The following is a 14,888-nucleotide window of genomic DNA, read 5'->3' as shown; positions in this document are numbered from 1 at the left end:
TGAAGGAAAATGATCAGGAATATAGTGATTGCCCTGCTTGTTGTAGTTGTTGCGGGAACTGCATTCTGGGGCTATCAAGAACATAAGGAAAAAAATGCTATATTAATCAACGCGGAAAATACGTATCAGCGAGCCTTTCATGATTTAAGCTATCAAGTGGATTTATTGCACGATAAGGTCGGCAGTACTTTGGCCATGAATTCACGTTATTCATTAAGTCCGGCTTTAACAGATGTTTGGCGTATCACTTCCGAAGCCCAAAGTGATGTCGGGCAGTTGCCATTGACCTTGCTTCCTTTTAATAAGACAGAGGAACTTTTATCTAAAATTGCGGACTTCAGTTATAAAACAGCGGTGCGTGACCTTGAAAAAGAACCATTGAATGATAAGGAATATGCGACTCTCCAATCCTTGTACACACAGGCCGGGGACATCCAGGGCGAGTTAAGAAAAGTGCAGTATCTAGTCCTTAAAAACAATTTAAGATGGATGGATGTCGAAATGGCTCTTGCATCAGGGAAAGAAAATTCGGATAACACGATCATCGACGGATTAAAGACTGTAGAGAAAAAAGTATCTGGGTACGGGGAAACGAATGAGATGAATCCGACTTTTACTTCTGCACAACAGAGGGATGAAAATTTCAAAAATTTGCAAGGTGAAACCATTACGAAAGAAGAAGCAATTGCGACGGCAAAAAACTATGCACATTCAAAAAGCAAGAATTTGAAGGTGAATGTGGAAGAGAACGGAAAAGGTTCCGATTTTGGATTTTATAGTGTGAGCATCCTCGATAAAGATTCCGACACCGAATTGAATATGGATTTGACAAAAAAAGGCGGTTACCCTATTTGGTATATAAATAATAGGGACGTGAACAAAACAAATATTGATTTGAATCAAGCCTATACAAAAGCCGAAGATTTTTTAAAGGAACATGATTTCAGTTCACTTGAATTATTTGAAAGTGCTCAATACGATAATATCGCATTATTGAATTTCGTAACATCAGAAAATGGCGTCAAGATTTATCCAGATTCAGTCAAGATCAAAATCGCATTGGATGATGGATCCGTTATAGGGTTTTCAGCCGACGAGTATTTAAAATCACATAAAACCAGGGAAATAGGGAATCCGAATATATCCGAAAAAGAAGCTAAGGACAAAATCAACAATAATGTAAAAATAATGGAAGAAGGAAAGGCGTTAATTATCAATGATATCGGTGAAGAAGTTCTTTGTTATGAATTTCTCGGTACGATTAAAGATGATACCTACCGTATTTTCATTAATGCAGATACCGGTCAAGAAGAAAAGGTGGAAAAATTAAAGAACTCCGAACCGATATACGAGAATATAATTTAATTTTAAAAAATGAATCATTAGTTGTAGGGAAATGTGCTTGGTCACTTTCCCTTTTTCTTATTTCATGACATAATATTTTAAAAGATAATTGGATTATATCGGAAAAATAGTAGGTAATATTATGCAGTTTCATTCCGATCAAAAAGGACGTGGACGACGATGGTTAAAATTGGTGATATATTAATGCTCGAACCGAAATACTCACAACAGTAGGAAAAGTTCAATTGTATGGTTGTCGAAATGGGACCGGGTTGTGTATATACCGACTTTCCCATCAATGTAGGGACTGGAAAAATAGCATTTCTCATGGATGGGACGAAGTTCAAAGTCACATTTTCCAATGAAGGGCAGGCTGTTTATGTATTCGATTCAGAAGTGCTTGGAAAAGTGAAAGGTAGAATACCCATGATGCAACTATTGCTGCCCGAAGCAGAAACGTTTGTGAAAATCCAAAGGAGGCAATACGTGCGCCTGGATGTAACCTTGGATACAGCCATTCATCCAGAACATACCGAGTTTACCCCTTTTCGCGCATTAACGGAGGATATCAGTGCAGGCGGAGCTTCAATAAGGCTTTTAAAAGGAACTAATATTCAATCGGTTTCGCAATTATACCTGTGGATGGCGCTTACGTTAAAATAAGGTGAGATTCATTATTTAAGGCTAAAAAGTAAAGTCATTCGCATTGATCCTGCTAAAAATGATGTACAGACAGTAATGAGATTTATATTTGAAAAACAGGTGGATTTAAAGAAAAATGGCTTGTATGTTTAACATGATTGAATGAAAAACAGCGATTCCATCCATACTGCTAATATAAACGGATGGAGGGTGCGGCTTATGAAAACATTTGAAAGACTATTAATTAAAGTGATCGTCATCCAATTGGCCTGCTTATTTTTTTTCCAGTTCCTTTTGAGCAGGGAGGATCAAATCTTTGATTTGACCAAGCTCTCGAGGTATGAAGGTGTAACCAGCAATAATTATACGAAAATCATTGAAACATTCAATGGGACCCAAAAGTAAAGCGGTGATCCGCTTTTTTTGTATGAAGATTTTCAGGTAAAGGATAACTTTTGATGGCTGTAGCGATCAAGAAAAGAACAAAGGTTATTTTGAAAGTACACATCCCTTTTATTAATGATTTTTCCGCTAGTTGTGATAAAATGAAAGGGTACTAAATAATCAGCATGATTGTAGGATTCTTGGGAGGATTTATGGAAAAAAAATTATCAGTCGCAATCGATGGACCAGCTGCTGCTGGAAAAAGCACGGTTGCTAAAATTGTTGCAGAAAAGTTCAATTACATATATGTGGATACAGGTGCAATGTACAGGGCCCTTACCTATAAGGCCCTTAATCAAAAGATTCGCCTGGATGATGAACAAGCATTATCAGAAGTTCTCATCAATACGGAAATCGAATTAAGACCAAGTGAAAACGGACAGTTGGTGTTCTTGGATAATGAGGACGTGACAGCCCAGATCAGGAACAATGAAGTGACTGGTTCCGTTTCGGAAGTTGCAAAGCACCGGAGCATCCGGGAAGAATTGGTTCGCAGGCAGCAAATCTTTGGTGAAAATGGCGGTGTCGTCATGGATGGCAGGGACATCGGTACACATGTTTTGCCAAACGCCGAAGTAAAGGTATTTCTAATCGCTTCTGTGGATGAAAGGGCACAGCGGAGGCATCAGGAAAATATATCGAAAGGTTTTCCATCAGATATCGAAAAATTAAGGAAAGAAATCGCAACACGGGACAAGCTGGACTCCGAGCGCGAGGTATCGCCACTGAAAAAGGCAGCGGATGCTATCGAAATCGATACGACTTCATTATCGATTCAGGAAGTTGCAGAAAGTATCATGTCTTTAATAGAAGAGAGGAAAAGATGACATTGGATTTTTACACATTTGCCAAGAACGTCGTAAAAGGCATTTTAATGCCTTCGTTTAGGGTTAAAGCGCTCGGAAAGGAACATATCCCTAAAGAGGGCGGAGTATTGATCTGTGCCAATCACATTGATAATTTGGATCCGCCCATAGTTGGCATGACATCTCCAAGGGATATCCATTTCATGGCGAAAGAAGAGTTGTTTCAAGCACCTATTTTAAAGGGTATATTACCCAGAGTAAATGCATTTCCCGTGAAGCGGGGCAATAGCGATCGGGAATCCCTTAGAAAAGGTTTGAAGCTTTTGAAGGAAGGCAAGGCGATTGGTCTGTTTCCCGAGGGAACCAGAAGTAAAACTGGTGAATTGGGAGAAGGTTTGGCGGGGGCTGGATTTTTCGCGTTGCGGTCTGATGCCGTTATCATACCGTGTGCAATCATCGGCCCGTATAAATTTTTGCGTCCGTTGAAAGTCGTTTACGGTCCTCCAATAAATTTTACCGAATATCGCGAACAGAAAATATCAGCCGATGAAGCTACAAAAATCATCATGGACCATATTCGGAAATTGATTTCCGAGCATAAATAGTCCTTCATACTTGACAATTTTCTGTTTTTGTTAGAATTTATAAAATAAGGGTATTGTTCCTTATTGCAGATGAAAAGGAATATAACTTTATTACTCTAAAAAAACTGTTTTTATCTTTATTAGGAAAGTGTTTTTATTGAACCACTTTAAATAAAATATGTGGCCGATGAAGAGGAAATTTGCTGATCAGTCATGGGTTAAGGAGGAGTTAGTAATGACAGAAGATATGAACCAGGTAGAAGTGAACAATTACAAAGTAGGGGATCAAGTTAAAGCAACCGTTTCAAAGGTAGAAGAAAAACAGGTCATTGTCGATGTGGAAAACAGCAAGACGGATGGAATCATACCCATCAGTGAGCTTTCAAGCCTGCATGTCGAAAAGGCGTCAGATGCCGTTGCGGAAGGTGATGCATTGGAGCTGGAAGTCATTAAAGTCGAAGAAGAAGCTCTTATTCTATCAAAACGTAAAATTGACGCTTTAAAAGCATGGGATGACCTGGAATTGAAATTTGAAAATGGAGACGTATTTGAGGCAGAAGTTAAAGATGTCGTCAAAGGCGGGCTTGTTGTAGATCTAGGCGTACGTGGTTTTGTTCCAGCTTCTCTAGTAGAAGACTATTTCGTTGAAGACTTTTCTGATTACAAAAACAAAACTTTAACATTCAAGATCGTTGAGCTTGAGAAAGACAAGAATCGCTTAATCCTCTCACATCGGGCAGTGGTCCAAGACCAAAAGGAAAAGCAAAAAGCAAACGTTTTGGATAAGATTGATAGCGGGCAAGTGCTTGAGGGAGTGGTCCAAAGGATTACCGATTTTGGTGCATTCGTGGATATTGGAGGCGTAGACGGCCTTGTCCACATTTCCCAGCTTTCCCATCAGCATGTTGACAAGGCATCCGATGTCGTTTCCGAAGGGGATAAGGTGCAGGTGAAAGTACTATCCATCGATCGTGATAATGAAAGGATTTCACTTTCCATTAAGGATACCCTTCCGGGACCTTGGGCAGGCATTGCAGAAAAAGCGGCCAAAGGCTCTACACTGGAAGGTATCGTCAAGCGCCTTGTTTCTTTCGGTGCATTCGTGGAGATTTTTCCAGGGGTAGAAGGGCTTGTCCATATTTCACAGATTTCGCACAAGCATATTGCCACACCGCAAGAAGTACTTAAAGAAGGCCAGTCTGTCAAAGTGAAAGTGCTGGAAGTCAATGAAACGGATCAACGTCTATCATTGAGCATTAAGGAACTTGAAGAACCTCAATCCAATTACAACACATCAGATTATGAGCTCCCAGAAGAATCGAAGGGCTTTCAGCTAGGTGAAATGATCGGTGATCAATTGAAAAAACTAAAATAAGATAATAATGGTGATGGCCTTGGAGAGAAAACAACGAAAATTAGATCATATAGAATTTGCACTAAAGACAGGACAGCAGCATAAAACCGGGCTAGAAGATATTTCGTTTATTCACCAAAGCTTACCAGGTATTTCCTTGAATAATGTGAAACTCACAGCAGAAGTTGGCGAACTTGAATTAAGTTCGCCAATTTTTATAAATGCCATGACCGGAGGCGGAGGCCCTGAAACCGAGAAATTGAATGGTGACCTAGCCATTGCAGCACGGGAAACGGGAATCGCCATGGCGGTAGGATCGCAAATGGCAGCCATCAAGGATTCTGGCCAGCAAGCTTCTTTTAAAGTTGTAAGGAAGGAAAATCCTGATGGTGTGTTGATTGGTAATCTCGGTGGTGAAGCAACAGTCGAACAGGCTAAGCGGGCAAGCGAAATGATCGGGGCCAATGCCCTTCAGATTCATATTAACGTCATCCAGGAATTGACGATGCCTGAAGGGGACAGGGATTTTGCGGGCACCCTTTCGAGAATAGAAAAAATCAACAGAACGATCGGAATTCCTGTCATCGTAAAAGAGGTTGGATTTGGGATGAGTATGGAAACGGTGCGGCAATTACATTCCGTGGGTGTTTCGATCATTGATGTAGGCGGGTTTGGCGGAACGAATTTTGCTAAAATCGAGAACGAAAGACGAGCAAAAATACTCGGATATTTTAATGAATGGGGCATACCGACAGCCGCTTCGATTGTCGAAGCAGTTAATGTTTCACCACAGCTTTCAGTCATTGGGTCGGGTGGCATTCAAAGCCCTTTGGAAATTACAAAAAGCTTGGCATTAGGAGCGAAAGGAGTCGGATTGGCCGGACATTTCCTCAAGATCTATAAAGAGTTGGGCTTGGAACAATTGATTAAAGAAATACATTACATACATGAAGATTTGAAGGTCATCATGACTGCACTCGGGTGCGGTAATATCCCAGAATTAAGGAAATCGAAATTAGTCATCAAAGGAAATACCTATCATTGGTTATCTCAAAGAGGCATTGATTGTTCGGCGTATGCTAAGTGAATGACCACAAAAGGAAGCATCTCAATTGAAACGAATTGAGATGCTTCTTTTTGTTCAGGGACAGACTTAACTATTCCTTTTTCGTGCCTCTTCAGGGCCTTCCATTCTTGTAGCTCCTTTATGATCCAGTGATTGGTCCCTGTCGGACTCCACCCGTTTACTTTCTTTCAATTTCTTCTCTTGCCGATCTTTTCCCATGTTCACACCTCCTTTTAATTGATAGGGGGAAGGTTTTCCTCATTAAATGCCGTGCTTTATGTTTATACTTTGAATAAACAAGCCATAATGTTCCTAAAAGGGGGGACGTTGCATGGATGGAATTATATTTTATTGGATTTCATGGATAGTTTGGGTCATTGTCATGTTTTTTATTCCGAAAACGGTTCCCTTTCGTTTTGATTTTCTTTTTCATCTATTAGCCGTTATGATATTAGCGGGCTATAAACTGGAGGTTCCATTGGTTTCCGTTCATTTGAGCGGTCCGTACCTTTTCTTTATACTGTGTGTATATATTAGGAAGAAATCAATCATCAAGATGATGGAACTGATCAGCGGAAGTCTTATTATCACTCTCGCTTATGCCAGTTTTCAACTATTTTCTTTGCTTGATCCGATATGGCTCATCATGAAGCCCTCTTATCTTTTGTGTATTTTCCTGAATTATCTTATCCTATTACTTTTTAAAAATTGGAAATATCGATTGTTCGTCCTTTTAATTGGGATGATGATGGGAGATATCATATATTCTGGATTACTTGCTTACCACTCTTTACCTTATGTGGCCCTTGCTTACCCATGGCATGATGATGCAGTTCTGGTATTGGGCGCAAACATACTGTGGAGAATGTTGGAAATGGTTGGCCAATACATTTATTTAATATCCCAATCGAGATTTTTATCAAAACAAGGAAAAGAGAATTTTAATCAATGAAGTGTATGGTGAAAAATGGTATGGGGTATTAGCCGCTTTATCAAAAGGTAGAAGTATAAATGGAACCAATTGGAATTGGAAGGCTTTTATTCATACAATCATTGTTGATTGGCGAGAAATTTGTTACTATAGGATAGTTAGAGGTCTGTAGATAAATCGTAAAATGCTCTAAACAATTAAAAAGGAAGCCGTATGTCGAAGCTTTCTTCATTTTTTTGGGCTGTTTATAATCAAGTTTGAGCATGCAGGGGTTCGGCTTCACGTCACTTTAGGAACCGGGGCGTCAAGTGGACAAACTGCCCGTGAATTCTTGATGAGTTTTACTGAACATCAGTTAGGATTTTCTTACTGATAAAAGATTCCTTTAAATGATGATGGATACAGCCTTTTCCTTTAAAAGGAAATGATGAAAATCAATAATGCAAAGCAACCGTAATAAATGCATTCATGAATTTCGTGACTTTGACAGAGATATAGTAGCAGAAAGGGTGAATAGCAATGCCAAAACCGGTAATTGCGATAGTCGGTCGTCCGAACGTGGGAAAATCGACAATCTTTAATAGAATAGTTGGAGAACGGGTTTCGATTGTCGAAGACGTTCCTGGAGTAACTCGGGACAGGATTTATAGTTCTGGTGAATGGTTGACACATGATTTTAACATAATTGATACAGGTGGAATTGATATCGGTGACGAGCCGTTCCTGGAACAAATTCGCCAGCAGGCTGAAATTGCCATCGACGAAGCTGATGTGATAATTTTTATGACGAATGGTCGTGAAGGGGTAACGGCTGCTGATGAAGAAGTAGCTAAGATACTCTATAAATCGAGAAAGCCAGTTGTTCTTGCAGTAAATAAAGTTGATAACCCGGAAATGAAAGATCAAATTTATGATTTCTATGCGTTAGGTTTTGGGGATCCATTCCCGATCTCCGGGTCTCATGGACTTGGTCTTGGTGACCTTCTGGATGAAGCGGCCAAACATTTCCCTAATTTCAGCGGCCAGGATTATGCTGATGATGTCATTAAATTCAGTTTGATTGGAAGACCGAACGTAGGTAAGTCATCTCTGGTCAATGCATTGTTAGGTGAAGAACGTGTCATTGTAAGTGATATTGAAGGTACGACTCGCGACGCGATTGACTCTCCTTATAAATATAATGGCAAAGAATATGTCATTATTGATACAGCAGGGATGCGGAAAAAAGGTAAAGTGTATGAAAGCACGGAAAAATATAGCGTACTTCGTGCATTAAGGGCAATTGAGCGTTCAGACGTTGTTCTTGTGGTCCTAAACGCTGAAGAAGGTATTCGTGAGCAGGATAAAAAAATTGCCGGATATGCCCATGAAGCGGGTAGGGCGGTCATCATCGTCGTCAATAAGTGGGATGCCATCGAGAAAGATGAAAAAACGATGAAGGATTTTGAAGAAAATATCCGTGCCCATTTCCTATTCTTAGATTATGCGCCAATCATTTATCTTTCTGCTTTAACGAAAAAACGGACACATACATTAATACCGGTCATTGATCAGGCTAGTGAGAATCATGCTATCCGGGTTCAAACAAATGTCTTGAATGAAGTGGTCATGGATGCCGTTGCGATGAATCCGACACCGACTCACAATGGCAACCGTTTGAAAATTTATTATACGACTCAGGTAGCGATCAAGCCGCCAACTTTCGTTGTATTCGTTAACGATCCGGAGTTACTGCATTTTTCATATGAGAGATTTTTAGAAAATCGAATTAGGGATGCCTTTGGTTTTGAAGGAACACCAATACGAATTTTTGGACGCCAGAGAAAATAGTAAAGGTGGTTATATCATGGTGAAAGATAAAGAAAGTATCGCAGTGATTGGAGCTGGGAGCTGGGGAACTGCTTTAGCGCTCGTAATCGCCGATAATCAGCATGAAGTGAGATTGTGGGGACATAATCAGAAACAAATCAATGAAATAAATCAAAATCATACGAATGAAAAATACTTGCCTGGGATTGAATTACCTTTGGGGATTAAAGGTTATTCTTCCCTTAAGGAAGCGTTGGCCGGGATTGAAATAATTATTTTGGCTGTGCCGACCAAAGCCTACAGGGAAGTGCTTGGTCAGATAAAAGAGGCTCATGATAAACCATTGACAATCGTTCATGTGAGTAAGGGAATTGAACCTGATTCACTGCTTCGTATATCAGAAATGATTGAAGAAGTGTCTTCGGCTGAATGGCTTAAGGATATAGTGGTTCTTTCAGGACCGAGCCATGCAGAGGAAGTAAGTCTGCGTCACCCGACAACAGTTGCCGTTTCTTCAAAGAATATGAAGGCTGCCGAAAGGGTTCAGGACATCTTTATCAATAATAATTTCCGTGTATATACAAATCCGGACATGGTTGGTGTTGAAATCGGAGGGGCATTGAAGAACATCATTGCTTTGGCCGCCGGCATTACGGATGGTTTAGGCTATGGGGATAATGCCAAGGCTGCATTAATGACACGAGGATTGGCTGAAATATCCCGTCTAGGGGTGGCCATGGGGGCTAACCCACTAACGTTTTCAGGTTTAGCTGGGATTGGCGACTTGATCGTCACTTGTACAAGCGTTCATTCCCGTAATTGGAGAGCTGGGAATATGCTTGGTAAAGGGCAAAAGCTTGAAGAAGTTTTGGAAAACATGGGTATGGTCGTTGAAGGTGTCAGAACCACTAAAGCTGCCTATCAACTAGCCAAAAAGTACGAAGTGAACATGCCGATCACAGAAGCTTTGTACGATGTTTTATTCAATGGGGAAGAAGTGAAAAAGGCTGTTGACCTTTTGATGAATCGTTCAAAAACGAATGAGATGGAAGAACTTTACAACATATTGGATAGCAGGCAGCAGGATTAACCTCCAATTTGTTGATTTTCGTAAAAGAATTTCATTAAATTAGGCATTTGATGATGCGCCTTGCCGTGTATCAGCATACAATGCAACGAAAGTAAACTAGTAATTTGACCACGGCACGGGGGATTTAGTCAAATGAGCAGAAGATATTCAGATATCTTCTGCTTTTTTTTATGGTCAAAAAATCATCTGTTCTCTGTGGATTTATGCAATAGTGAATGGTTTATTCAGTATTGCATAAATCATTCTACATATTTCCTTGTTTTTAGTTAAAAATCGACTATTTTTTTTGGTATGAAAATTGCGAAGTGTAATATGACCAAAGAATTATAAGGGAGGCCAGAAAAGTTGGTTTACTTTTCTCGCTAAAAAAGGAAGGGGAATGATACATGCAAACAGGAAAACTGAAAAGGTCCTTAAACTTATGGCATATCGTATTGCTTGGTGTTGGATATATGACGCCGATGGTTGTTTTTGATACATTCGGGATAGTTTCCGAAAAAACAGGGGGGCATGTGCCAACCGCATATGTCATTGCTCTTTCAGCGATGTTGTTTACTGCATCCAGTTATGGAAAAATGGTGAAAATCTATCCACAGGCAGGTTCATCCTATACTTACACACAAAAAACGATTAATCCACATTTAGGCTTCCTTGTCGGGTGGTCTTCGTTACTTGATTATTTATTTTTACCGATGGTGAACGGCATTTTAACAAAAATATACTTAACTGCTCTTTTTCCGGAAGTATACCCGTGGATATGGGTGGTGGCATTTGTCCTTTTAATGACAGTCATTAACTTATTCAATGTTAATTTTGCAGCCAACTTTAATAGCTTCCTTGTTTTTTTTCAAATGTTGGTCATCGTTATTTTTGTGGCACTTGTCGTTAAAGGAGTCATGAGTGGAGAAGGCAATGGAGAGGTCTTGTCGGTTCAGCCATTCTTCGGGCCACATTTGGAAATGTCGACACTCATATCTGGTGCTACAATCCTTTGTTTTTCATTTTTGGGGTTTGACGCAGTCACTACTTTATCGGAAGAAACATCGAATCCATCCAAAACGGTTCCCCGGGCCATCTTTTTGACTGCCCTTATCGGAGGGGGGTTATTTGTGACGGCATCATTCTTTACACAGTTATTTTTCCCGGATGTTTCCCGTTTTAGCGATCCTGAAGCAGCTTCTCCCGAAATTGCCCTTTTCGTTGGCGGGAAGTTATTTCAGGCTTTCTTTCTTGCAGGAACCTTATGCGGTACCCTTGCCTCCGGTCTTGCATCTCATGCTAGTGTTTCTAGGTTGCTATATGTCATGGGGCGTGACCAAATGATCCCGAAAAAACTATTTGGGTTTATCCACCCCAAATACAACACGCCATTTTTTAATGTCATATTTGTCGGGTCCATATCAATGGTTGCCTTATTCCTTGATTTGGTTACGGCCGCTTCCCTCATAAACTTTGGGGCTTTAATCGCTTTTACCTTCGTGAATATTTGCGTAATCGTCCACGCAATAAGAAACAAAAGCTTCAGAACGATTAAAGGATTTCTTTCAACTATTCTTTCCCCGGTATTAGGCGCGGCTTCGGTCTTCATCCTTTGGCTTAATCTCGAGATGAGTTCATTAATTTTAGGAATTGTCTGGGCGGTAATTGGGATTGGCTATCTTCTGTATCGGACAAAATGGTTGACGGAATCCCCTCCGCTATTCCATTTTGAAAAAGCACAGTGAATCTATTGTATTCATGAAACAAGGGTGGTTGTTATATGGCTGATGAAAAAATGAAGAGGACGTTAATGCCCATGCCTGTTGTTCTAATTTCGTTCATGGCGTCAGCGACTTGTGTTCAGCATTTATGAGCAAGAATATGTCACTTGGTATGGTTCGGGGAGCCTGCTGGCTCGCTTTTATGGTGATGCTTTTCACAGCGTACAGTTATGGAAAAATCATTCCTTCGGCAGGTTTGGTATATGCGTACATCTGCCGGTTTTCTTGTAGGTAAGTCGATACTGATGGATTAATCATTCATTCGAATGGTCAATTAATTGTTGTTCCGCATTTTCTTTACAGGATTACTTCCGTACCGGCTTATGCATGGGTGTTGAATTTACTGATTATTGTGACGTTTATCAATCTCATGGGGATGTGGCTACGAAAGCAATTGCTATACTAACGATAGTCGCCTTGCTATTCATGGTCATATTCATCGTTTAATCCATCTGTGATATTACATATGGGGAACAAGGAAAAGTGTCGCTAGCAGAAGTTTTGAAAGCAAATACCATTAAGTTCTTATAGTGTTTTTAAAACTTTGCAAACAGGTATGGAACCGTAATGACGGTATTGTGGAAGCTGCCCTATCTTTATAAAAAACCTAGGGCGAGGACGACCATCCTCGAATCATAACAAGCAGGGGTTTGAAAAAGGCTAAGAAAAGGTGAGCGGTCCTTTATAAAATAAGTCTAAGGTGCATACCATATTTTTAGGTCAAAAGCGTCCGTTAAAGGACCCTTTTGCTGTGAAAAGAATAAAGGTAAATGATGGATATTGAGTAATGGTGCATGTTATTTTTTATCTTGCAATTCAGAATTGTGATAAAATGTAGGTTAGGTTACAAAAGGAGAGTGAAAATGTGTTATCTATTCCGGATGATAAAATAAGACCATTCATAACTATAACAATTGATCAGCCTACATTTTCAGACCAAAAAATTCATGAGATACAAGAACCTTTCTTCTTTCTTATGAAGGAAAATCAAGTGTTTGCGTATATCCGCATGGATGACCTCCCGTTAAATGAAAAAATAACGACAGTCGATCAGCTTTTACAGTATGCTTTTTCGATTGATAATGTCTGTAAATTGCACCCTAACATATCCTTGCCGCTTCTGTTTCAAATTATCGGTGAACCTATCGTGCTGATTAAAACGGATGAAGGCCTGCTAACCGGTTATGTAAAAAGGGAAGATGTATTAGCTGAATTATTCAAGCAGGACAGCAAACAAAATTTAGACCTGCTAAATGTGATTTTAACCTCCATTCCTATGGGGATTTTTGTGGCTGATAAAGAAAAAAATATCGTGAACTTTAATGAATCAGGCTTGAAGATGATAAAAAAGCCTTCTGATCAAGTCCTTAATGAACCTGCTGCGAACATCTTCAATAAGCAGCATATACATAGCGTGTTTGCCAGCGGGAGCAGTATTCTGAATCAGCTGGAGATTACTGATGTCATGAGTGTGCTTGTCGACTATAGCCCAATTCTGAACCATGAAAAGGAAGTCGAAGGCCTGATCATCATCGTTCAGGATTTACCGATGGTTGAGGAAATGGCCATGGAAATAGAATTGATAAAAAGCTCGAATAAAGACTTGAATGCCATTTTGGCGAATATCTATGATGAAATACTTGTAGTCAATCAAAAAGGAGAGCTGCTGCGCTATAGTGACAGCATCATCTCAGGATTCTGGGGGAAGAACTTAAAAGATTATATTGGGAAGAATCTCTTGCAATTAGAAGATGAAGGGATTTTTAATCCTTCGGTCACCCGGTTAGTCCTTGACCAAAAAAAGAAAGTATCGATTGTCCAGGATACGAAAATGAATAAGAAAGTCCTATCCGTGGGCACCCCTGTGTTCAATGAAAAAGGCGATATAGATCGAATAGTCATTGCATCAAGGGATATAACGGAAACGACCCAATTGAAATCGGAATTAAATGAAATGAGGAAAGAACTGGACTCTTTCAAAAAACAAGATCAATTTTATAAAGAGTTGGTTTTTGCAAGTCCTAAAATGGAGCAGATAATCAGCCAAGTCAAGAAAATCGCTCATTTTTCATCTACTGTATTAATCAATGGGGAGTCGGGAGTAGGTAAAGAAGTGATAGCCGAAGCCATCCATAAAATGGGCAGGCGATCTAAAAAGCCTTTCCTGAAGATAAATTGCGGGGCGATTCCGGAAAACCTCCTCGAAAGTGAATTGTTTGGTTATACGAAGGGTTCCTTTACAGGAGCGGATAAAAATGGGAAGGTAGGATACTTTCAACAGGCCAATAAAGGTGTTTTATTCCTTGATGAAGTGGGTGACATGCCAATACATCTGCAAGTCAAACTGCTGCGGGTCCTCCAGGAACAGGAAGTGATTCCGATTGGCAGCACTACGCCCATTTCCATTGATGTTCAAATTGTTGCAGCCACGAATAAGAGTCTGGAAAAAATGGTCGAGAAGGGCACGTTCAGAGAAGATTTATTCTATCGATTGAACGTCATACCCATACATGTGCCCCCTTTAAGGGAGAGGCCGGAGGATATACCACCGCTAGCCTTTCATTTCCTGCAAAAACTGAATGAAAGGTATCAGCGGAATTACCACTTTTCCCCCGATGCATTAAATATACTGGAAGTCTATACCTGGCCGGGGAACATTCGTGAGTTGCAGAACATGATAGAAAGATTGGTTGTTTCTGCAGATGAAGAGATGATCGATGCTGACTTCATTCAAAGGTTCATACCTGTAGGCAGTGACTTTAAACAAACGAAACCCATCATTACGAGAATTCTTCCATTGCAGGAAGCACAGGATCATGTCGAAGAACAATTGATCATGCTTGCCATGAAACAGTATAAAACCACGACCAAAGCGGCTAAAGCGCTCGGGATAAGTCAATCGTCAGTGAGCAGGAAGTATCAAAAAGTGTTAGCTGAACAGAGTAAGAAAATCGAAAACAATGCATTTTGAATAAAAGCCGTTGCCGAGTGATGAAAATCACTTGGCAACGGCTTTTATTTTTATTGACGGCATTAGGGAAGCTATTAATGATTTTTC

Annotated in this window: 13 protein-coding genes; 12 read left to right on the top strand and 1 reads right to left on the bottom strand. The window is 40.1% G+C overall.

Going from position 1 to position 14,888, the window contains the following annotated elements; translation table 11 throughout:
- Positions 1–9: 9 nt before the first annotated feature.
- From ypeB to fni, 7 genes are all read left to right on the top strand, one after another.
- Positions 10–1,365, top strand: a complete 1,356-nt coding sequence (gene ypeB, locus AC3ISB_RS17835; RefSeq protein ID WP_489273801.1) for a germination protein YpeB — start codon at positions 10–12, stop codon at positions 1,363–1,365.
- A 228-nt stretch (positions 1,366–1,593) separates the two neighbouring features.
- Positions 1,594–2,007, top strand: a complete 414-nt coding sequence (locus AC3ISB_RS17830) for a flagellar brake protein (RefSeq protein WP_489273800.1) — start codon at positions 1,594–1,596, stop codon at positions 2,005–2,007.
- Positions 2,008–2,205: 198 nt separating this feature from the next.
- Positions 2,206–2,391 carry a YpfB family protein gene (locus tag AC3ISB_RS17825; protein ID WP_098370792.1) on the top strand — a complete coding sequence of 62 codons (186 nt, stop codon included), beginning with the start codon at positions 2,206–2,208 and terminating at the stop codon, positions 2,389–2,391.
- 191 nt (positions 2,392–2,582) lie between these two features.
- Positions 2,583–3,257, top strand: a complete 675-nt coding sequence (gene cmk, locus AC3ISB_RS17820) for a (d)CMP kinase (protein ID WP_141993573.1) — start codon at positions 2,583–2,585, stop codon at positions 3,255–3,257.
- A gap of 2 nt (positions 3,258–3,259) precedes the next feature.
- Positions 3,260–3,841 (top strand): lysophospholipid acyltransferase family protein, encoded by a 582-nt coding sequence (locus tag AC3ISB_RS17815; protein ID WP_098370847.1) that lies wholly within the window; start codon positions 3,260–3,262, stop codon positions 3,839–3,841.
- A gap of 214 nt (positions 3,842–4,055) precedes the next feature.
- Positions 4,056–5,195 (top strand): 30S ribosomal protein S1, encoded by a 1,140-nt coding sequence (gene rpsA, locus AC3ISB_RS17810; protein WP_098370790.1) that lies wholly within the window; start codon positions 4,056–4,058, stop codon positions 5,193–5,195.
- Between the two features lie 19 nt (positions 5,196–5,214).
- A complete protein-coding gene (fni, locus tag AC3ISB_RS17805; protein ID WP_098370846.1) occupies positions 5,215–6,261 on the top strand; it encodes a type 2 isopentenyl-diphosphate Delta-isomerase in 1,047 nt (348 codons plus the stop codon).
- 66 nt (positions 6,262–6,327) lie between these two features.
- Here the strand turns inward: fni and AC3ISB_RS17800 are convergent, their stop codons facing one another.
- Positions 6,328–6,459 carry a YpzI family protein gene (locus tag AC3ISB_RS17800; protein WP_076365623.1) on the bottom strand — a complete coding sequence of 44 codons (132 nt, stop codon included), beginning with the start codon at positions 6,457–6,459 and terminating at the stop codon, positions 6,328–6,330.
- A gap of 112 nt (positions 6,460–6,571) precedes the next feature.
- On the opposite strand from AC3ISB_RS17800, the gene AC3ISB_RS17795 reads away from it, so the two are divergent.
- The 5 genes from AC3ISB_RS17795 (at position 6,572) to AC3ISB_RS17775 (ending at position 14,801) form a co-directional block, all read left to right on the top strand.
- Positions 6,572–7,192, top strand: coding sequence for a YphA family membrane protein (locus AC3ISB_RS17795; RefSeq protein WP_098370789.1), 621 nt, complete (start codon positions 6,572–6,574; stop codon positions 7,190–7,192).
- A gap of 498 nt (positions 7,193–7,690) precedes the next feature.
- A complete protein-coding gene (gene der / locus AC3ISB_RS17790) occupies positions 7,691–9,001 on the top strand; it encodes a ribosome biogenesis GTPase Der (RefSeq protein ID WP_098370788.1) in 1,311 nt (436 codons plus the stop codon).
- A gap of 16 nt (positions 9,002–9,017) precedes the next feature.
- Complete coding sequence (locus AC3ISB_RS17785; protein WP_141993572.1) at positions 9,018–10,070, top strand: NAD(P)H-dependent glycerol-3-phosphate dehydrogenase; 1,053 nt, start codon at positions 9,018–9,020, stop codon at positions 10,068–10,070.
- A gap of 386 nt (positions 10,071–10,456) precedes the next feature.
- On the top strand, positions 10,457–11,794 hold the full coding sequence (locus AC3ISB_RS17780; protein WP_141993571.1) for an APC family permease: 1,338 nt from the start codon (positions 10,457–10,459) through the stop codon (positions 11,792–11,794).
- Positions 11,795–12,695: 901 nt separating this feature from the next.
- A complete protein-coding gene (locus tag AC3ISB_RS17775) occupies positions 12,696–14,801 on the top strand; it encodes a sigma-54 interaction domain-containing protein (RefSeq protein WP_489273799.1) in 2,106 nt (701 codons plus the stop codon).
- Positions 14,802–14,888 lie beyond the last annotated feature (87 nt).

The organism is Peribacillus sp. GL_122, assembly GCF_057835005.1.
Note: the sequence above shows the minus strand (reverse complement) of the source record. Positions and strands in the feature narration are given on the sequence as shown.

Bases quoted from the DNA above. Each gene is read 5' to 3' on its own strand.
- AC3ISB_RS17825 (WP_098370792.1), top strand. From the start codon at position 2,206: ATGAAAACATTTGAAAGACTATTAATTAAAGTGATCGTCATCCAATTG.
- AC3ISB_RS17800 (WP_076365623.1), bottom strand. From the start codon at position 6,459: ATGGGAAAAGATCGGCAAGAGAAGAAATTGAAAGAAAGTAAACGGGTG.
- AC3ISB_RS17795 (WP_098370789.1), top strand. From the start codon at position 6,572: ATGGATGGAATTATATTTTATTGGATTTCATGGATAGTTTGGGTCATT.
- der (WP_098370788.1), top strand. From the start codon at position 7,691: ATGCCAAAACCGGTAATTGCGATAGTCGGTCGTCCGAACGTGGGAAAA.
- AC3ISB_RS17785 (WP_141993572.1), top strand. From the start codon at position 9,018: ATGGTGAAAGATAAAGAAAGTATCGCAGTGATTGGAGCTGGGAGCTGG.
- AC3ISB_RS17830 (WP_489273800.1), top strand. From the start codon at position 1,594: ATGGTTGTCGAAATGGGACCGGGTTGTGTATATACCGACTTTCCCATC.
- cmk (WP_141993573.1), top strand. From the start codon at position 2,583: ATGGAAAAAAAATTATCAGTCGCAATCGATGGACCAGCTGCTGCTGGA.
- ypeB (WP_489273801.1), top strand. From the start codon at position 10: ATGATCAGGAATATAGTGATTGCCCTGCTTGTTGTAGTTGTTGCGGGA.
- AC3ISB_RS17780 (WP_141993571.1), top strand. From the start codon at position 10,457: ATGCAAACAGGAAAACTGAAAAGGTCCTTAAACTTATGGCATATCGTA.
- rpsA (WP_098370790.1), top strand. From the start codon at position 4,056: ATGACAGAAGATATGAACCAGGTAGAAGTGAACAATTACAAAGTAGGG.